The following is a 20,475-nucleotide window of genomic DNA, read 5'->3' on the forward strand; positions in this document are numbered from 1 at the left end:
AAGTAACATAACCCGGGGAACGTGTTTGCGAGATAGATTGAAGATTATCTAAGGCTAATGCCATGAGAATTGTATAATATTCAAAGATAGTTCGGTAGCGACTTAGAAATGGCCAACGCGAGTGTATTGGTATTTAGAGAATATTGAAAAAAGATTTTCCAGGAATCTTCGCTATACGAGAAACCTTGCGTAGCATGGCCCATGATTGGGAGACGCATTCCCTAAATATTCCGTTGCATGAGGGTTAATATTACAATAGCAATGGGGAGAAAAGGCAATTAGCCTTTTCTCCCCATTTAGGTTCGGTGTGCGTGTCTGACGATCGACTACCGATAATTCTTTATGCCTTCTCACTAAAGATGTAATTTATCTTTCTTCACCAACAGTTCTTCTATAGACTCCTGGTACATTTCGTCTGGTATACAACAGTCTATCGGACATGCAACTGCACATTGAGGATCCTCATGAAATCCCTGACACTCTGTACATTTATCTGCAACAATATAATACAGCGTGGGAGACAGGGGCGCATTGCGCTGGCTGGCATCAATAGTAGATCCGTCCATCAACGTGTAATCACCTCTAACCGTTGTGCCATCAGCCATTGCCCATTCTACGCCACCCTCATAGATCGCGTTATTCGGACATTCCGATTCACAAACTCCACAGAAAATACATTCATCTGTAATTTTAATAGCCATAGTAATTTTAATTAGGAAGCTTTCTATGCTTCATTAAATAATAATAACCAATAAGAGAATAAAATTAGGAGAAAATAATTTATTACCTCAAGAAAGACTCAAATATTTGTACGCTATATGAGAAATTTCGTAATAGCCAGGCCAGGACTATTGATGCTGGGAGATTACGACCAGGCCAGCGACATGAGTTCAATTTTGCAGCAGCCTGCTCCAAAATTGTCATGGTTTCATACTAAACTTCCGTTCAAGATAAGTATACTCTAGTGGGAGTATGTGAAAGAGATTGTGTCGACACAATTAAAGAGTCAAAACATAGTTGGCAGGCGGGGATTATATAGTTTTTTTCATCAGCAGTGCACAGCGGAAAGTTTGCTGATTGAAGACAAAGGATACAAGTGAAAAGAAGAAGTCGTTTGGCAGAAATGCTTCAAGAAAACTTGCACTTTCCTATACAATCGATTATCTTTCGTTTATAATTCCATGAAATGAAGACTCTTTTTTTTTCTATTATTTTTTTGTTTGTTAATACTGTATGTCTTGCACAACTAAAGGTAGACCTGCGAGGGTTTAACGCTGGAAATGGTACCGCTGTAAAACAACAAGACTCATTGCTTGAAATCACCTGGCCGGCTGGCGATAAGATGCAGGGCAATGTAGTAATAGACCTGCACACATCAGCGGCGTTATTTAAAACGATAACATTAGGGCAACAACAAATCAGTGCCGATGTAGATCCTGTTTTTGTGGTGACAGTAGGTAAAAGAGATTTGCAATCGCAAAATGGCTGGAACATATTTTTTGACAAGGTGCCAACGAAACCTTATCAAAGCTATCCATTGATCATAAAGAAAACCAGCGTTTCGGTAAAAACAGATGGTAGCCGAACAATAGCAAGCATAGGACCTGTGACTGCCGCATCCTTTACTGGCACACTGGAAGTAACCTTTTATAATGGAACTCCCTTATTTAATATCGCAAGTGTGATCAGCACCGCTGATACCGCCAAAGCGATTGTTTTTGATGCGGGTATAGTAAGCAGAAAGCCCCGCTGGAATAGTGTTGCCTGGATTAATACTGCCGATAGTTTGCAGCAAATGGCAGTGAATGTAACGGATACTGCGAAATCACTTGCGTCAAAATACCGCGCCATCGCAGTACTGGGGAAGTCAGGTGCTATAGCTGTTTTTCCACCACCACATCAATATTTCTATCCACTTGACGAAGCTTTCAATCTCAGGTTTACCTGGTATGGAAGTGAGTACCGTAATATGGTAAATGGCACTGGTATTGGTATACGACAGGAGTTGGAAGGTGATAAACGTTTTGTACCCTGGTTTAATGCGCCCCCTGGTACGCAGCAGCGCCTTAATTTCTTTTGTTTGCTGAGTAAACAGCAGGATGTGTTGACAAGCGTAAAAGCATTCACACGTAACGACCGCTACGCAACGCTGCCCGGATTTAAAACAATGGCCAGCCATTTTCATAATGAATTTGTGATGAAAGTGATGATGGCCGGAAAACCAATTCCTGCACACCCGGAGTTTGTAGAAGTATTTAAGCGGTTGGGGGTTGATATTGTACACCTGGCAGAATTCCACTACACTGCAGATCCTCAGGGTCCTGATGAGAAACGTTTACCGCAATTAAAAGCACTTTTTGATTTATGTGAGCATCAGTCAGACAGCAGCTTTCTGCTGCTGCCAGGAGAAGAACCCAATGAATTTTTTGGAGGCCACTGGCTAGAGGTCTTTCCAAAGCCGGTATACTGGGTGATGTCGCGGAAAGCAGGAGAACCGTATGTCGAAGAAAAAAATAGCTACGGTAAAGTTTACCACATCGGTAATAAAGAAGAAATGTTGCAACTGCTCAAGGATGAAAAAGGCCTGGCATGGACAGCGCATCCACGGACTAAAGGCTCCGTGACAACGCCCGACAGCTATAAAGATGAAGCCTTCTTTTTATCAAACCGATTTATGGGTGCAGCCTGGAAAGCAATGCCGGCAGACCTTTCACAACCACGACTGGGTAAACGCGTACTTGACCTGATGGACGATATGAATAACTGGGGTAATAAAAAGACAGTCATTTCAGAAGCAGATCTCTTCACCATAACACATAGTAATGAGATGTATGCACATATGAACATCAATTACCTGATGTTAAACAAGTTGCCGGCATATAAGAAGGGCTGGATGCCAGTTCTTGATGCCATGCAGCATGGCCGGTTTTTCAGCAGCACAGGAGAAGTACTGATGCCGCAGCTGACAGTAAATGGTCATATCTCCGGAGATAGCCTGTGGTTGCCCGCTGATGGCAGTGCAATAATTGATTTGCAGCTTCACTGGACCTTTCCTATGAATTTTGTTGAAATCATTTCAGGAGATGGAAAGCAAGTATATAGAGAAAAAATATCGCTGACAGATACAAAAGCTTTTGGCAGGAAAAGTTTTCATTTTAATACCAACCTGAAAGGCCGCAAATGGGTACGTGTAGAAGCCTGGGATGCAGCTGCCAACGGCGCTTTCAGTCAAACATTCTGGTTAATGTAGCAAAAATTATTTTTCCTTGTTTGATAATTAAAAAAAAGATGCTTGAAAAACTTTTAAAACGCCTTGTTTCAGCGGCCACTGTTTATACGATATCTATAATACTGGTTAGCTGTGGTGGGAGAGTAGCTAGTAAACAACCACCGGAACAGATGCTCTCTAAAGACCTGCCTTCCATTCAGGTGAAGGCACTTTATCCCGGAGCCAATATAAGAACCATATTAGATACCGTTACGCCACCATTAAAGGACTCCATTTATCATTATATTGAAAACATGGATCACCTGATCTATACGGCAAGTAGCGATGGATCATTAATTATTTCTGTTTACTTTAAGCCTGCAACTGATCTGGACCAGGCTGCGCTGAAGATTTCAAATGTGGTGGCTGTTGTAACAAGGCAACTGCCTTCTCAGGTGGTGCAATCCGGTATCACTGTTCTCAAACAAGAGGAGCCTATAGTGATGGCCGTTGATTTGTATTCGGAAGATGCCGCGAATTATGCTCCCACATTCCTGGCTAATTATGCCGCAGTCCATATTGTACCCGAAGTACAGCGGATTCAAGGTGTTAGTCACTTAATTACTTTTGACACGCACCGAGATTCCCTGATTCGTATCTGGTTAAATAAAAAGAATAGGACCGCAACGCTGAACGAACTATTAACAGCTATTCCGGCTGAGAAAGTGGAAGCGGTAACGGGGATAGTATACAAGAATGGTAAGCAGCCTTTTGATTACATGATTAAATGTAAAAGTGAGCATAACCAACTTGATGCATATAGGAATATGATTATTCGCACCAATGGCGATACCGTGTTGAGATTAAAAGATGTGACAGCGACAATTGAATTTGGTCCTCCTATAGATGGAAATGTGACCCGTATAAATGGCAAGCCAGGTGTCAATATCGTGATAACGCCGATGGCCGGTTCAAATTATAACGAGACGCAGAGAGCCGTAAAAGAGTTGATGGAAACGGCGTCGATGAAATTCCCTGCCGGTTTAAAACATAGGATCTTATATAACCCGAAAGACTCCCTATACATGTCCATAGAGTAGGCCATAGATTTTTTATAATTGACCATGTCCCCGCACCGGAGATGGCGGAGATGGAGAATATACCGCCGGGGTATAAAAAGGCGAATAGTTATTGTAGCCGCCATAACCGCCTCTGCTAACGCCAATGCTACCGGAAATAGAGAACGTTTTATCATTGCTGATGTACATCACGCCTATTTTGGCGTCCGAATAGGCGGCGAAGTTGTTAGGTTGCATCAGGCTGTAGCCCTTGTTCATCCCAGGTTGATAAGGCATCCCGTAGGAACGGAAAACAGAAGGCGCCACAGATACGGCTCCAAAGGCGAACAGGTTAGGGGTCAATTGACGGTTCACCTGCAATGCCAAAGGTACCGACAAAAACGAAGTACTTCCTCCTCTGAATGCTACAAAGCCAGTGGAAACACCCGCATATTTCGTAAGAGACCATTTCTTATGAATATTGTTGGTATCACCTACCTGTTGCGGATGTTGGAAGGCAGACGGCGTGCCGTCCATAGCTCCGAAAGAAGAGCCTGTCTGTGCCTTTACTGTCATCCCCGACATCAAAATAGCCGCAAAAAGGATTGTCCGTTTCATAATAATAAAGATAAGCATCCTTTTTTATTAAAATGCTAACAGAATCACAATATTGTCATAGGAACAAGGAAATCCCCCTCAATGGCCACCATCGGGCGGCCTGGCAGCCCGATGGCATTTCCGGAAGCTCAATCCTGTTGCCCTACCGCCTTGTTGAGGGCAACGATAGCCGCCTTGAAATGTTGCCGGCTTATAAGGAACTGGAAATTGACTTTTCTTAAGGCGATCCCCACACATAAAATATTAATCTCAGCGTTGGCCAGTGCCGCAGTCGCGTTGGCTAGTAATCCCGGCTGGTCCATGTTAGAGCCCAGCAGGCAAACCATTGCCACCCGTTCCACCGTCACATGTTCATATTTTTCTTTCAGGTCGTTCAGTAGCTGCTGCTTCAAGTCACTTTCCCAAATAACGATGCTAATGCTGTTGGCACTGGTAGCCTTAAAAGTATAGCTGACGCCATAACGGGCAAATACCTGCATGATATCGAGGTCACTTCCCACTGCACCTACCATTAAAGGGTCGTAGATGTCGATCAGTAATTGTTGCTCCGATCCGGTGATCACCTCCACTCGTTTATGCTCGGAAATATAATTTTTGGTGATCAGCGTGCCCGGATGTTCAGGTTCAAAGGTATTTTTGATACGAAGATTAATACCAGCTATCTCCAGAGGTTTGGCGGCTTTAGGGTGAATGGCTTCCATTCCCACATCGGCCAGTTGATCGGCAATATCATAGTTGGTGTAACCAACGGGTTGCACGTTTTCCAGGCCTACCAACGCCGGATCAGCGGTTGACAGATGATATTCTTTGTGAATAATCGCTTCTTCAGGCCGGAGCAATTCCGCTATCCTGCTGAAGGTTACTTCAGAATAACCACGGTCAAATTCTCTCATGATCCCCTCCGTTCCCTTTACATATCCTGTTGCTATACACAAACAGCTTTTAAGATCGATGTTCGCAAATTCCTCTCTGATACGTTCATCAATGGTCAGAGAACGACCATCACCCAGCCCGCTGAGGTCTGCCAGTGCTACGTTAAGTGCTTTGTGCTGCAGGATGTTTGTCAGCACAAAGGCCGAATGGCTTTCGCCCACGGAAGCCAGAATTTCCCGAACGGCCTGCAGAATGCCCTCATTGAGGTATCCGGAGGCCAGTAGGGTATTGGCACTATCAAGATAGGTCAGCACCTGGTTAATAATGCCATCCGTCACCTCATTGGCCCTTGCGATATCCAGCCCGAGCGGTCCGTAATAAGTGTTGAGTTCTTTCAGGTGAAGCCTCACAGATTCAAGTGCCTGATGGTAATCATTTCCTGATGCAAATTGATGATAGGCACCTGGCGCTTTAGTTTTTTTATTTTCCAGCAACAGGTTTGTAACGCCTGAAAAGGCAGAAACAATGAATACACGATTGTATAACCTGTCGCCCGTACGGCCATAATAAATGATATTGTCGATGACGTCTTTCAGGGCACTCATTGACGTGCCACCGATTTTTTCAACTGTTAGCATGCTGCGAAGCTATATAATTTATTAATGGAATAAAAGGGTTAGCCAACCGCCGGAAAGTTTTTTTAGCGATGACCAGAAACTAAAAACCCGCTCATAGAGCGGGCTTTTAGCTTTGTATTTAATCAGCTTTTACTGAGAGTCTTATTTTTTCTGTTGAGACAAGAACGTAACGAGCGATGCAAATTCATCGTATGATAAGGCGTTAGCCAGGCCGGTAGGCATCATAGACGTTTTCATTTCTTTACGGGTCAGGATGTCGGATACCTTCACGGTAGATACTGTACCACTGATATCTCTCATCACTACTTTCGCAGAAGTTTCTTCCGTAACAAATCCCATGTAAGACTTATTACCCTTCGCTGTGATCATCACAGTGGCAAAACCCTGCGAAATAGACGCGTTAGGTTTGAGAATAGATTCAGCGATCTGCTCCCGGTTCATGATAGAGCCGATCTGTCCCATGAAAGGACCTTTCTGGACATCTCCTTTGTTAATACTATGACAGGCGATGCAACCCTGGTTGGTAAACATTACTTTTCCTTTGGCAGGATCACCTTTCAATTTATTAACAGCCAGCAAAACATCTTCGATAGATGACTTGCCCACCTGACCTTTCTTACTTTTTATTTTTTCCAGATCTACCTTAGGTTCTTTAGATGGAGCCGGAGCAGCTTTTTTCTCTGATGCAAATGCAGTGATTTCCATTCTGTCGCGGGCGTCAAGATCTCTGAAAAACTCTTTGCCGGCAGGACCTTTCTTCACAGATTCTTTGATAAGGAATTTTTCAATAGCCGGAGATGCTTCCCAGGTCACTGCTTTATAATAGGGGCCATGTGAATCTGGTCGGGTACCCCACCACCAGGATGCATCATAGGTGTCTTCTTTTTTGTAGAGGCGTGCTAATGTGACAAGGATCTGTTGCTTCACCTTTGGATCTTTCGCCAATGGGTAAGCACTGATTAAGCCGTTCACCGCTTTCTCGTCATGCATATAGCGTAAGGTCCACAGCGCGAGGGTGCTATTCGGGCCGTTGATGGCTGCTACCGCAGCATCTACTGCCTGAAGATTTAAGAGCGCACGAACCGCCAGGTGAGGCAGCACGATAGCTGAATTAGGAGTGGCGTGCGGTCCTTCTGCCTCTTTAACAGGTGCTGTAAAGGAAGCAGGCACTTTAATAGCTAATAATGCATTGGCATTTTCAACACGACCTAAACGTCCCAATCCGATGATAGCAGCAGCCTGCACGCGCGGAGACGGATCATTCAATCCTGCAAGGAATGGTTCTGCCGAAACATCTTTAAGAAGACCTTTTCTGTCTGCCAATGCACGTAATGCATGTTCTCTTACGGTAGGATCTTTTGTTAATGCTGTTAAAGCTGCGATACCATCTGCGCCGGTTGCCTGGGCGTAGGTATAGATACCGGCTACACGAACCGATAAAGGCAATTGAGCATCAGATGCAACAGTCAGGGCAGCTGCAATCGCTTCTTTGCTACCGCGTGCAATCAGCTCCTGAGAGGCATTTAAACGGGCTACCGCACTGGCCGATGTAAGTAATTTTGCCAATTCTTCTATCGAAGCTTTGGCCACATCAGGAAATGCATGGTAGGTCCAGTCGTTCGGTACGGCCCGGATCACATAACCTTTATCCGGACTGCCGGAATAGCCTGCGCCATCCCATGCTGAGAGATAAAGTCTGCCAGATCCGTCAACATCCAGATCCGTAATCTGAGGAAGTCCTATAAACTCTTCTTCTTTTTGAGTGAAGGTAGGGCCATCAGGGGTTACCCGGTGTATATACAGCATACTGCGTCCCCAATCCGCCATCATGGGCACATTGTTGAACTTTGCAGGCCAGCCTGGTTCCGCCATATATAAGGCGCCGGTGCCGGAGCCACCACCAAGATCCGCCAGCGCAGGTAATATTTCATCAGTAAAATGCTGAAATAATACCGGGTAGCCATATTCGCCGGATTGGATATGGTGCGAAAACCGCACATTCCATCCACCACCGTCATTGGTGTTTTCTCTTGTAAATACATTCATGTATGGGTCAATAGCCACATCATACACATTACGTGTACCGTGGGTGTAGATCTCCATTTCGGTACCATTGGGGCGTACCCGAACAATACCACCGCCCAGCATAGTCAGCTGCTTGCCGGAACGATCAGTGGCGTTATGAAACCCAAAGTCGCCAACAGCAATGTAGATCCAGCCATCAATACCCATTCTGATACCATTAGTGGCATGGTCGGTTCCCCGCTCCTGGATATATTTGGTATTACTGAGATTTTCTACGAGTGGTTGAGCAGGTCCGTCTGCCTTTCCATCTCCGTCCTTGTCTTCAAAAACAACAAGGGCCATTCCGGTAGCTTTACCGGATTCCTTGGAAAATGTGGTATGCAATACATACACCTTGCTGCCCTGCACAATGATGCCACGTGGGTTATCCACCGTTGCAAACTCAATGTGCTCGTCCATTTTGCCGTCATTATCCTTATCAATCAATTTAAGAATCCGACCTTTTCCCGGGTCTTTTCCCAATGAACCGATCATATCCACTCCTACAAATACTTCGCCGGTGGGCGCAACTGCCAGGCAAGCAGGACTGGGCGTTATGTCAGGCCCGGCAAATCTGGTAATTGTTAGTTCAGGGGGATTAGGAGAAGTCGCTCCTATGAATTGTTTTGCGCCAATAAATACTGCAAGAGAATAAATCAGGCCAGTAGAAAATTTCGTCATTTTTGTTCGCTGTGTTTATAATAGAGTATTATTCATATGCTTCTTATCAAAAGCAACGGTCAATATAGAAAAAAATAAATTTTGAGGTGGAAATTATTTGGGGAACGGTATGGAATACGATTGCATGAGCCGTATCTGTTGGTATAAAAGGAGGGATATGAAGATACCAATATCTGTATTTTTTTAACTTTTAACGATCGTTTTAGCACGGGGAAATAGGAGGATGATCTACCACAAACAACCCTCATTCCATACATTTGTAATAAATATAAGAGCTATGGCAGACAATCTTTCTGATAATAAATTAAAACATGAGCAGGTACAGTATCTCGAATTCCTGTCGAAAGATATTAACCGTGCGAAAGAATTTTATACTAAGAGCTTTGGCTGGAAGTTTACAGACTACGGCCCCGACTATACGGCGTTTGAAGGAGCGTATGTAGATGGTGGATTCACTACCGGAAAACCGGTAAAAGGTACTGTTTTAGTCATCCTCTACTCAAACAATATTGAAGCAACCCAACAAAAGGTGGTTGCAGCAGGAGGGACCATCGTAAAGGAGATCTTTAATTTCCCTGGTGGCAAGCGGTTCCATTTCACCGATCCTGATGGCTACGAACTGGCCGTCTGGTCTTTGTAATTTTGAACAAAAATTTTTTCCGGTTGTTGCTGTTGGGGAATTTATCAACCGTATCTTATGCTGAGAATATTCCCCTTCATCTTCACCTTCGTAGGCATCAGTCAATGTACCTGGGCACAGGATGCCAATTACTGGTCGAATAACTACGGACCTGCGGGCTTTTTTACGCCCGGCGCTGTAGTGGCCAACAATCGGGACAGTGGTGTGCTTTTTTACAATCCGGCTTTGCAGGCCTGGACGAAGAAGAAGGCAGTGTCTATTTCAGGAACCATTTACCAGGTGGAGGCCATCAAAATAAAGAATGGCGCCGGTACCGGGAAAGATTTGAAATCGCGTATTACGTCCAGTGTTCCGCAGATGCTGTCTGGTATGGTGGCATTGGGGAAGAAGAAGCCCGTTTATATTGCCTACGCACTAACGCATACGGCCGTATTTAATTACAACGTATCCCAGCAACAGGATACCAGGCTGAACATACGTGACAGCGCAAATACCCCCGGACTCGAGTATTTCATCGGGCAATATAACTTTCAAAATGTAACCAGGGAAACATCGGCGCTTATCAGCACTGGTTTTGCGCTTACCAAACGATGGGCTATCGGATTTACGGCTGAAGGACAATCCCGTTCCCAACACTATAGTGAGTCCTTCAGTTCACGTGCATTGATTGGCACTGGCACCACGCTACCGCTGGCCAGTAATGAGGGGGCCTATCAGGTAGACTATCATCATCTTGGCCTGAAATTACGGATGGGACTCAGCTATGAAATGGAAAAGCATCACTTTGGGTTACTGCTATCTTCACCCCTCATACACATCGGTGGAAAGGGGACTTTACTTAGCAACAATGCTATTTCCAATATCCATTTTATTCCACAGGAAACAGTGAATCTACTGGCCAGCACCCGGCAAACAAAATTGACATCGGATTATAAAGTGCCGGCGAGTATTGCATTGGGCTATGCCTATGATTACAACAAAGGACAAGTGTATGTGGCGGCAGAATATTTCCTGAAAGTAAAAGAATACAATATTCTCACCCCGCGGGCCGAAGGCTTCATAAGGCCGGACACCGGCGGCTCCCATGCATCTACAGTGGCGTTGCTGGAAATGCGGGAAGCCAGGAAAGCTATTTTTAATATAGGGGTGGGGGTTAGTTATCAGCTCAAACCACAGTTGACAGGGTATTGCGCTCTCCGAACCGATTTCAACTATGCCACCCGGGAAACTACCAATGGATTTTCTCCTAATACCGCCACATGGGATAATTATTATTGTCAGTTAGGAGTAAACATAAAGAGACGTGAATATAATCTCCGCACGGGTATTTTATTGGGCTACGGTCATAATAGCAGCTATCAACAGCCGATTAATTTTGATGACCCCAAAGAATCCAATTTACTCACCGGAACTATTGGTACGGTACCAGCTACCCGTGTGACCGCCGGGTTAATGATCACTTTTATTCATAATTTATAAGGTAAATAAAGAGAAAATGGATAAATAACCTTACGTGTTTTATCTGCCAGTAAGTGTTATAGTAATATCTTTCTGGCGCGCAGAACGACGAAACATTCCCCACTGCCGGAGCGAAAAGATATGAAGCGTATACGCCAAAGGCACCAACAACCCCGGTAGGTAAATAAATGGGAATCTCGTCAGCAGCGAACTATCGGGCGTATTATGGAAAACACGCAGCGCGGTTGGCATGGATAGCGTGGATATGGTGACAATATTCGTCAGCAAAACAAGGCCGGCAATATTATATAACATTGCCACCACCGGAGGCCAGGCTTTTTTTACAAAACAATAGTAGCCTATCGGAACGGCCAGCAGGCCGGTGAGCACGTCGAAGTTGCGTCCTTCAAAACTCATATTCACAGGCAATGAACCATTGCGTACCAGCAACCAGAGTCCAATTTCCACCAGGATGCGAAATGACTGCAGATAGATGAGCCATTGGGGTTGGACATACTGCAAAAACGCTTTGCCCGCGTGTGAACGGCTGAAGATCAGCACCAGGACTAAAGGTGGCAACAAGGCCAGTACCAGCCGTGGCGGCAAGGCGGAAAAGTTGGCAAAGAAACCACGTATCGACAATACACCGAGGAGGAGTATCCACGCAGCCATCAGGACAGTAGCTTTGAGAAAAAAGGATCTGGACATTATTGGATCGTATAAGGATACAAAGTTCTGAAGACGGGCGTTAACCCGGATAACCAAAATTGCTATTTTGACTGAAGCCGGTAATGGCTGGGGTAAATTCCCACTCTCTGGTTAAAAAGGCGGCTGAAGGACTGGCTGTTGTCAAATCCCAGCAGGCTGGCAAGATCCCCTATAGGTATGGCGGAATCAATGAGTAAGCCCCTTGCTTTCTCGATCCGGAGGTGTTGGATGTATTGATAGGGCGACAAGCCGTATACCGAACGAAACAATCGCAAAAAATGATATTTGGAGAGACAAGCGGCCGTGGCAAGCTGGTCCAGACTCACTTCACCGCAAAAGTTGGAACGAAGAACGTCCATGGCACGGGAGAGGCGTTTGTAGAGTTCTACACGCGTGGCCATCCGCACGGGTGGCAGACCATTTACCGTCGCCGCGATGTGGCGGTGCTGCTGCAAATGATACGACAACAGGGAAGTCATCTGTTCTTCAAAACGGAGTTTGTTGTACCGGGTTTCACTATACGAAGCCATTATACCCCGGATCAACCCATTGAAGGTCGCGTCCCGGGGATGCAACTGGTTAAAAAACGAAATAGGTGATAATTGCTTTTCCGTACCGGCATCCAGGATCCTGTCTGGCGGCGTTACCAGGGAATTAAGAACAGATTCACTGAAGAACTCCCCGAAATGAATGTTAAAAGTTTCGGCGCCGCCGGAATTTTCTTCTATCTGAAGTGTATAAGACTGGGCGCGATTACTGACAAAATAATTCTCCTCATTGATGTGGGTTGTTTGCCGGTCCACACTACAAAGACTATTGCCACGAATATTTAGAAAAAAAGAAAAAGGGCCTTTGATATCGGGGCGATAACATTCCCTGACCTTCGTATGAATGATCACACTGGGAAAACCCTCCGTATCCAAAGGAAGATTGCCCCATCCCAACCGATTGCTAAATCCGTGGGCTATCTGGCTCTTCAGCCAGGTGAGATCGGGAAATTCATGAAAGATCATACACGCAATATACGACTAAGTTTGCGTCCAGTGTTTGCCAGATAAAATAGCCAGGTAAATGTGCTATTTCAAACGGTTATTGATCAGCTCCACCAACTTTTGAAACTCTTCTTCCGAATAGCCAACAGATGAATAAATAACTTTACCGTTTTCATCTATCAGGAAGTTCCTGGGGATATTCTGGGAGGCAAACAGACTAAAAATTTTCCTTCCTTCATCCGGCAGGATAGGAAAATCAAATCCTTTTTTTTCTTTAAATGGTTTTAATTTCTCCCATCCTTCTTCACGACCAAAAACAAAAAAGGCAAACCGGGAATCATTCTTATGCGGCGCCCATATCTGTTTCTGTACTTCAGGTAGTTCTGCATTGCATGGCGGACACCAGGTCGCAAACAGATTAAGCAATACCAGCTTCCCTTTATAGTCCGCAATATTCACTGTTTGCCCTTCCTTTAGCTCAAAACTGAAGGAAGGAACTGGATCTCCCACGTTGATGAAGGTTTCTTTATCTTGTGCGTAGCTGCTGTAAGTAGTAAAAACGGCGAATAAACAAACAAGGAATAGTTTCATAAAATATATTTTAATAGCGGTCTGTAAATACCTAAAATACGCATTATTGATGATAATCTTAATTCATTTCAATGGCCTTTTTTAATAATACCAACGTCGTATTCCAATAGAAATTAAGATGCTGATATATCGTGAGGGTTGGAAAGTTAGTGATAGTCAAATGTAACGAAGTACGTTGTTCCAATGGCGTTAATGTAAACCGGACAATTGTATGATGCTCTTTTGTGTCAGGGAGCCGGGATAGAGAACTTAAAAAATCATAGCTGAGTACCTGCTCCCTTACATATTCAAGTACAACGCCTTTATTTTCAAATGGGAGATGATGAAATCCCTGTACTGAAAAAAGAGAGCCAACTTTCCATGTAGTAGTTATTTTCAGATCAAAATCCGCTTCCCCCATCCATTTTATCATTAGGCCAGGATCTGTGAGAGACTTCCATACTTCGGCTGCAGGGGCGTCAATGACTATTTTTCTATCTATAATTGTTTCCATGGTTTTAAGCTATCTTCACTGCTTTAGGTTCCATCATTTCCACACACATATTCAACCACTGCAACTTAGCGCTTTTGCAGCCAAGGTCCAGTATAGCCGGAAAGGCGCGCAGTACATTATACAGCAAATCTACTGCATCTTCATCATAGGCTTTATCCTGGAAGTAAATCTTATCCTGTGTAATATAGTTCGTAAACAAGGTGACCTGTTGCGGAAGTAATATGCCCTGATAGGCCGGTTCTTCCAGCATCACGGACAACTGCGCTTTGAAAGTCTGTTCCGGCTCTTTTACGGAAGTAAGCCGGAGCTCAATTTGCGCATAAGGGTGACTTTCCTGCATAAATGTAACGGCTTTCAGGAGTGCGTCATAGCAGCTGTTTCTGGTGTCTGTTTGTTGTACAGTGTGAGAATAAATACCAGATAATTTTTCCCATTTCTCCAGCTCGCCGCTTGATTCAGCAAGACGGTGGAAATAAGCATAAGCGGCGGCATCATTAGCTTTCAGCTGATCACGGTTGGCCGCAATGGTGGTATCCAGATGGTCCATGAGGGTGTAGATGGTAGTCATGGAATACTTTACGCCATCGTAGTCAAAAGTTTTGATGCTGTGCTCCACAACCGTGAGTTGATGTAGTAATGCTTTATCATTTTCGAGGATAGAAAGTGAATGTGCAAGATTGACCATCTCATCGCCGAAGAGTTGCTCCGGTGTTTGGTGCGCAGTCGTGGCAAGCGATTCGGCAGGTTGCATGGCGGAGGGATTCCAGCGATCATAATAACCATTAAAAACAGCCGGGAAGATGAATAAAGGATATTCCTGCTCATAGGCCGCTTTAAAAGCAGCCATGTCTTCTTTGACTACTGCCGCCGGATAATTAACAGTGCTAAAGATGCGGGTGGAGAAGTCTTCCTGTCGTTTTTTGACATCCTGAAAAATAACATTTCCGGGTTCCGGCTTTTCAGCTGCTTTGTGGATATTCAATTTGTGAAGTGCCGCGATCCGGTCTTCCGTACTAGGATGCGACGCCCACTGGTTTTTGATGACCAGCTTGGATTTATTATAACGTTCATAGTGCGCTTCCGTCAATACCGGTACGCCTTCCAGCAATGCCAGCCTTCTGTCTGCGGCCAGGTACTCCATCATCCACCGCTGTTGCTGATACACGTTAGCAGACGTTACGGATTGCTGATAACGGTGATCATAAAAGCCCAATACCATATTCAACGCCTGATCGGACAGCTGCATCCGCAGTAAAGAAGAAATCAGCGGCTCGGGGCCGGTGACGCTGGCGGCTACGGCATCAGCATGAAATTCCATCTCTCTGGATAACCCCATATAGGTGAGGTTGATCAGTTTATAATTCTCCTTCAATATCCATTGTATGCCCTGCACGATCACAATAGCAATATTTACAAAAAGGGCGATAATACTGCCGACACTCGCAATGCTGGAGGCATTTTGCTGATAGGATGCGTTGTCGTACAGCATATTATAAATCACCTGGTTCACATTGTATACATAGCTTCCCAGCTTCATTGAACGTTGCGAAAAGTGACCGAATTCATGTGCCAGAATAGCTTTGAGTTCCAGCCTGGTTACACTGTTGACGAGGCCCATTCCTATTTGCAGGTTCTTTTTAACAGGAAAGAACATGCTCCAAAAACTGGAGTCGTAGAATACAGCCGCATTAACTTCTGCCGATAGATAAATTTTCTTTGGGAAATCGGTCTTCACTTCCTGCACAATCTCTTCAATCAACGCAAAAAGTTGAGGTTCTTCTTCTCTGGTAATTTCGGTCAGATGGGAGCGATCCACTTTATGCGAGGCGAAAATGAATTTCAGCAGGAAATAAGTAATCATCAGGCCCATACAGAGTAAGCCCAGGCCCAGACCAATCGTTAATACAGAAACGCCAAATGATACCACCAGCAGCCCCGCCCAGCCGCATAACACGGTTAATCCGACAGACAGCGCAAATAAGAGCAAATAGGTAAAAATGAATAAGATAATACTCAGTACCGCCTTCACCGCTAATTTTCGAAAGGCAGGGGAAACAGTGACAATTTCGGATGTCATGGTATAGGATTTAATCCGACGAAAATAATATTTTCCGCCGGAATTGCATCATCCCACTGCCGCTCTTTTTATCCGTTACCCGCGACAGGCTTTTACCTGCATTATTTTTGCCAGCAATATCCAGGTGGGCAGGAATATGACCATGATAAGTATAGAGGGCTCTTTTATAGAAATAACGGCAGCATGCCATCCACTTGTAATACACCATGCACCGAATAAGTAAACAAGACTGGCCACAGCGACCAACAGGCCGTACATAACGCCCGTGCGTAGAAAACGACCTGGGCTTGCGACAATTTTGGCGGCTGCATGAGCGCCGGCCACCCATCCGCCAGCTAATAGTAACACATAAAAGCTAATGGCATACGGATTCGATTGCAGAGAGAAAGTAGTGTTTAACCCTTGCATAAGGTCTGCACGAAACAGCAGCAGGATAAAAATTGCCTGTCCACACAGGATAATTAACAGGTGACTGATGATGCCGTAAATGGCGCCCTTCCTGGCCGACAGAGATGTACTCATGATGTAAATGGATAAGGTATTTAAAATCTTAAAACACCTTGCATCAGGATTTGAACTAGGGGAGAGGTTAAATTTTTTCCTTACTTTCGCCCCTTATAAACCTATACCAGCGAAATAATATTCCTTTACAATGAAAATATGGATTAACCCCTTAAAAGGAGAAGACAAAATTATTGCACACCTGAACGACATGATCTACAAATGCAATCCCAAAGCGGCAGAAGTTAATACCGTCGCCTGGGGACTGGAACAAGGTGTGGCCCCGGATGAAAATATGTTCAATATTCCATTACATTATATTAACGAGGTAAGATGGGAAGAAGGCAAACAATATATCCAGGTATTTTTCCGGGGATCCGAAGAACACCTGACCATTTATGATGAGGCGAAGCGACGTGAAATATTCGATTATTTTAGAACAATCCTGCCATCTTTCTCAAGTACTACCATACATCAAACAGCCATAGAGGCGGGTAAAAAAACACTGATCGCTATGGGTGTTGTTAGTGTATTGTTAGTAGTGAGTTTGTATTTTTCCGCAATGGTCGAATCCGGTGTAGAATACGAGATTAGAGGACGTGCTGGCTTATTGGCCGCTGTTGTTGGTATCGCTTCCCTGGGCACAAAAAAGGTGTTGCTGATATATGGCAGCTTACTGGCTATTACTGGTATTTCCTTTGCCAGAAAAGCAAAGCAACCACGGGTAATCCATAAAATCACTAAATAAGTAAAAATGGAAAAGGGCTCAGCTCTTTTCTTTTTTTATGAGCATATGGTGGGGCGTACATTTTACAGATCAAAAAAATCCGCCACACTCTTTTATGAAAAAGAGTGATAGCGGATTGGATGTTATTTTTCCCGGACAATAATATTATGGCTGTCCAAGTATTACTTTCCCGGTATATATCTTACCTGCCGGGGTTATTGTTTTAAGGAAATATATGCCTGTTTTAATATGACCTTCAAATCTGAATCCCTGTCTCTTCAACTGCACTCTTTGTAGTTCCTTGCCATTGATGTCGTTGACCAGGAGCCAGCTTCCTGCCAGGTTTTCTTTATTGCTAAATCTCACTTCGCCTGAAGAAGGATTAGGATAAATTTCCAATATGAGATTAGCTGTTGTAGGAGCAGTTGTTTTGGCGGAGCGGAATTCACAGGAGTTTATATTCACGTAAACGGGTATACGCTGTGGATTTTCGCAGGTGCCGCGGCTCGTTACATAATAAATAGTGGTATCTACCGGTTTTACAGTAAAAGAATCACCTGTATGCAGTAATGTACCGCCAGCAGGGGCACTATACCACAGTACACTTGGAAAATTGCTGGTTAGAATGTCCGCATGCAGTATAACACTGTCGCCATTGCAGATGGTGACGGTATCATGATCAACTACAGGAAGACTAGGCGTTCCGCCCAAAGTGATGAACATAATTGCACTGTCGGATTTACAACCGGAAAGCGTATCTACTGCCTGTACATAAACTTTGGCTTGCGCTCCGGTATTGATACGGAATGCAGGCACAGGAATGGTATCCTGATGGTGGACAACATAGCTGGTGTCTTTCAGCGGTATGCCAGTATAGCTGTATACCACCCGCACATTGTAGTTATATCCCGGGAGGTAGTTATACACCGGCAGAAGGGAACTGCCACATACAAGGCCCTGTGGAACACTATATTGTGGGTCGGGTAATTTCGTTACAATTACTTTTACAGGTTGGCGTACCGGGTATTCGCATTCACTGGCAGAAGTAACATAATAGGTGGTAGTAATGGCCGGTGCTACTGTAAAATAATTTCCTGTATGGAGGATGGTGCCGCCTGTAGGAGCAGCATACCAATTGATGGTAGTAAGATTCGTGGTGGGCGTATAGGCGTAGAGGGTAGTGCTATCGCCCTTGCAGATAGTAACGCTATCAGCTCCCACCTGTGGTAGCTCTGCTGATCCGCCCTGGACGTACGCCTGGTGAACGGTATCTGAAACACAGCCTGTAAAAGGGTTCACCGCCTGTATATCTACATTGACCTGTGCGAAAATATAGGTCCTGATATCCGGTGTAAGGATAGTATCCTGATTGACCACGAGGAAAGCAGTATCTATAGGCTGCGGCAATGTGTAGTTATTATATTTGAGATGCACCCTGTAGTTAATGCCCGCAGTATGGTTGCTGATAATTAATTTTTGCGGACCGCATACCACCTGTTGCGGAACGGTGAACTGAGGATTAGCAGGTTTACCGGGATTGGTATACGCATAAAAAATTCTGAGTCCTGTGAGTAGTCCTACCAGGGAGCTGGACAAAGTTAGTTTTACGCGATCGAACGAATGATTGGGCTTTAGTATTATTTCCGCTATCGTATTTGATTGCAGGAATCTTACCATAGAGCTGTCCACCACAGTGGCATCGGGGTTGGCAGTAGCTCCATTGAAAGTTTGCACGGTAATACCACCAAATAGGTTGGCCGACAAGCTATTATTGGTACTACTGATTCTGATGATGAGCGAATCGCAGCCAGAGTTGCTGACGGATGGAAATATGAGCGTTTGTGATACAGATACGCCGAGTAGTCCGGCGGTGATATTGAACTGCGAGTAGTCGGTAAGGTTAGCGTTTACCGCATTGTTGGGATTGGCCACCCCGCAAAGCAAACATAACCCGGTAACACCGTTTGTTTGGCTATTGGCATATGTTTGCGCGGATGCTTTCTGCGCAAACATATGCAATAGTACCGCGACGAAAAGTTGAAGTGTTAGTAGTTTTTTACGAGCGTAAAATTTTTGCATAAAAATGGTTTAGAGGGTTTATGAAAATGATTAAGCTGCTACATTGATGGCGAGTATCCAGGTAAATTATTTAATAGTACTGCGATGCTACCGCTGTGAAGTGTATCAAATTATTAAATTTAATCTGCCGCTCTTTTGGAGTGTGGACGCCTTTCACATATGGTAGGAATGCCAAGCATTTAATTAGTAGCTATTCATTATTTAAAATAATAATATACTAATAATACGATCGCTTGTCCCTTAAATAATAGATGGCCAAAAGTCAACTAAGGCAACCATTTCGCTATCAGCCCCCGGTATTTGTCTGAAACCAAAAATTATTCGTTTAACGCAATTCACTATTAGCTTTGCACAATTCACTATTAGATTTAACCCTACATTTTTAATTACTTTAGGTGCAATAACTAACAAGAACCGCTTGTTGATTAACGAACTCGATTTCCACTATGAAAAGGGACTGCTGTTACGCATGTCCGCCCACGACCAGTCTGCCTTCCAGGCACTGTACGAACGCTATCACCATGCGTTGTACCGGCAGGTCTTCCAAGTGCTGCGATCCGACACAGAAACAAAAGATATCCTGCAGGAAGTTTTTATCACCCTCTGGGAAAAACGCCTCGAACTGGACAGTGACCGTTCTGTAGGTGGCTGGCTGTTTACGGTAACGTTTAACCGTACCATGAATCACCTGAAGCAAAAGCTCCGGGAGAAAAACCGGGTGCTGGTAGCAGCAGAAATTCATGGAGCAGCGACAGACAGGAAAGAGACGGAAGCGCAATGGATAATACTGGAAAAAGCTGTGACGCAACTATCGCCCCAGAAAAAGAAGGTCTTCCAGCTATGTAAGATGGAAGGCCGCACGTATGAGGAAACCTCCCGACTGATGGGCATTTCACGTTATACCGTAAAAGAATACCTGGGAGAGGTGATGAGCGCCATCCGGACCTACGTGCGGCAACATCCGCCATACGATGCGTCTGTTATTATAGTACTCGTGATAAAAAATATTTGCAAATATTTTTTTTGATACCCCCCCTTTTTCTTTTCCTTGTTGTATATAGTATTAACA

17 protein-coding genes and 1 pseudogene are annotated in these 20,475 nt (G+C 44.5%); 6 read left to right on the forward strand and 12 right to left on the reverse strand.

The window, feature by feature from the left end; translation table 11 throughout:
* Nucleotides 1-353 precede the first annotated feature (353 nt).
* Together VIP81_RS30505 and VIP81_RS30510 are read right to left on the reverse strand one after the other, a co-directional pair.
* Nucleotides 354-605, reverse strand: a complete 252-nt coding sequence (locus tag VIP81_RS30505) for a ferredoxin (protein ID WP_331970934.1) — start codon at nt 603-605, stop codon at nt 354-356.
* A 27-nt stretch (nt 606-632) separates the two neighbouring features.
* Nucleotides 633-701: pseudogene (locus tag VIP81_RS30510) on the reverse strand (4Fe-4S binding protein); the annotation flags it as partial.
* Between the two features lie 485 nt (nt 702-1,186).
* Here VIP81_RS30510 and VIP81_RS30515 point away from each other — a divergent pair.
* On the forward strand, nt 1,187-3,250 hold the full coding sequence (locus tag VIP81_RS30515; RefSeq protein WP_331970873.1) for a hypothetical protein: 2,064 nt from the start codon (nt 1,187-1,189) through the stop codon (nt 3,248-3,250).
* A 38-nt stretch (nt 3,251-3,288) separates the two neighbouring features.
* Nucleotides 3,289-4,308, forward strand: a complete 1,020-nt coding sequence (locus VIP81_RS30520; RefSeq protein WP_331970876.1) for an efflux RND transporter permease subunit — start codon at nt 3,289-3,291, stop codon at nt 4,306-4,308.
* A 12-nt stretch (nt 4,309-4,320) separates the two neighbouring features.
* Here the strand turns inward: VIP81_RS30520 and VIP81_RS30525 are convergent, their stop codons facing one another.
* The 3 genes from VIP81_RS30525 to VIP81_RS30535 form a co-directional block, all read right to left on the reverse strand.
* Entirely contained in the window at nt 4,321-4,884 is a 564-nt protein-coding gene (locus VIP81_RS30525) for a hypothetical protein (protein ID WP_331970879.1), read from the reverse strand.
* 128 nt (nt 4,885-5,012) lie between these two features.
* Complete coding sequence (locus VIP81_RS30530) at nt 5,013-6,395, reverse strand: aspartate kinase (protein WP_331970882.1); 1,383 nt, start codon at nt 6,393-6,395, stop codon at nt 5,013-5,015.
* 141 nt (nt 6,396-6,536) lie between these two features.
* Entirely contained in the window at nt 6,537-9,140 is a 2,604-nt protein-coding gene (locus VIP81_RS30535; RefSeq protein ID WP_331970885.1) for a DUF7133 domain-containing protein, read from the reverse strand.
* Between the two features lie 277 nt (nt 9,141-9,417).
* Between VIP81_RS30535 and VIP81_RS30540 the strand changes: the two genes are divergently transcribed.
* Complete coding sequence (locus VIP81_RS30540; RefSeq protein WP_331970888.1) at nt 9,418-9,780, forward strand: VOC family protein; 363 nt, start codon at nt 9,418-9,420, stop codon at nt 9,778-9,780.
* A gap of 57 nt (nt 9,781-9,837) precedes the next feature.
* On the forward strand, nt 9,838-11,259 hold the full coding sequence (locus tag VIP81_RS30545) for a hypothetical protein (RefSeq protein ID WP_331970891.1): 1,422 nt from the start codon (nt 9,838-9,840) through the stop codon (nt 11,257-11,259).
* A gap of 39 nt (nt 11,260-11,298) precedes the next feature.
* On the opposite strand, the gene VIP81_RS30550 is transcribed toward VIP81_RS30545, so the two are convergent.
* From VIP81_RS30550 to VIP81_RS30575, 6 genes are all read right to left on the reverse strand, one after another.
* Nucleotides 11,299-11,946 carry a hypothetical protein gene (locus VIP81_RS30550; RefSeq protein WP_331970894.1) on the reverse strand — a complete coding sequence of 216 codons (648 nt, stop codon included), beginning with the start codon at nt 11,944-11,946 and terminating at the stop codon, nt 11,299-11,301.
* A 62-nt stretch (nt 11,947-12,008) separates the two neighbouring features.
* On the reverse strand, nt 12,009-12,959 hold the full coding sequence (locus tag VIP81_RS30555; RefSeq protein WP_331970897.1) for an AraC family transcriptional regulator: 951 nt from the start codon (nt 12,957-12,959) through the stop codon (nt 12,009-12,011).
* Nucleotides 12,960-13,022: 63 nt separating this feature from the next.
* The gene (locus VIP81_RS30560) at nt 13,023-13,529 is read right to left on the reverse strand and encodes a TlpA disulfide reductase family protein (RefSeq protein ID WP_331970900.1); all 507 of its coding nucleotides are present in this window, start codon (nt 13,527-13,529) and stop codon (nt 13,023-13,025) included.
* A gap of 58 nt (nt 13,530-13,587) precedes the next feature.
* Entirely contained in the window at nt 13,588-14,022 is a 435-nt protein-coding gene (locus VIP81_RS30565; protein WP_331970903.1) for an SRPBCC domain-containing protein, read from the reverse strand.
* A gap of 4 nt (nt 14,023-14,026) precedes the next feature.
* Entirely contained in the window at nt 14,027-16,099 is a 2,073-nt protein-coding gene (locus tag VIP81_RS30570) for a M48 family metalloprotease (protein WP_331970906.1), read from the reverse strand.
* A 75-nt stretch (nt 16,100-16,174) separates the two neighbouring features.
* Nucleotides 16,175-16,621 (reverse strand): hypothetical protein, encoded by a 447-nt coding sequence (locus VIP81_RS30575; RefSeq protein ID WP_331970909.1) that lies wholly within the window; start codon nt 16,619-16,621, stop codon nt 16,175-16,177.
* 130 nt (nt 16,622-16,751) lie between these two features.
* On the opposite strand from VIP81_RS30575, the gene VIP81_RS30580 reads away from it, so the two are divergent.
* The gene (locus VIP81_RS30580; RefSeq protein WP_331970912.1) at nt 16,752-17,348 is read left to right on the forward strand and encodes a hypothetical protein; all 597 of its coding nucleotides are present in this window, start codon (nt 16,752-16,754) and stop codon (nt 17,346-17,348) included.
* 144 nt (nt 17,349-17,492) lie between these two features.
* Here VIP81_RS30580 and VIP81_RS30585 read toward each other — a convergent pair whose 3' ends face one another.
* Nucleotides 17,493-19,406 carry a T9SS type A sorting domain-containing protein gene (locus tag VIP81_RS30585; RefSeq protein ID WP_331970915.1) on the reverse strand — a complete coding sequence of 638 codons (1,914 nt, stop codon included), beginning with the start codon at nt 19,404-19,406 and terminating at the stop codon, nt 17,493-17,495.
* A 418-nt stretch (nt 19,407-19,824) separates the two neighbouring features.
* Between VIP81_RS30585 and VIP81_RS30590 the strand changes: the two genes are divergently transcribed.
* The gene (locus VIP81_RS30590; protein ID WP_331970918.1) at nt 19,825-20,433 is read left to right on the forward strand and encodes an RNA polymerase sigma factor; all 609 of its coding nucleotides are present in this window, start codon (nt 19,825-19,827) and stop codon (nt 20,431-20,433) included.
* Nucleotides 20,434-20,475 lie beyond the last annotated feature (42 nt).

Origin of the sequence: Chitinophaga sp. (genome assembly GCF_036566945.1) — a bacterium.
Lineage (GTDB): Bacteria > Bacteroidota > Bacteroidia > Chitinophagales > Chitinophagaceae > Chitinophaga.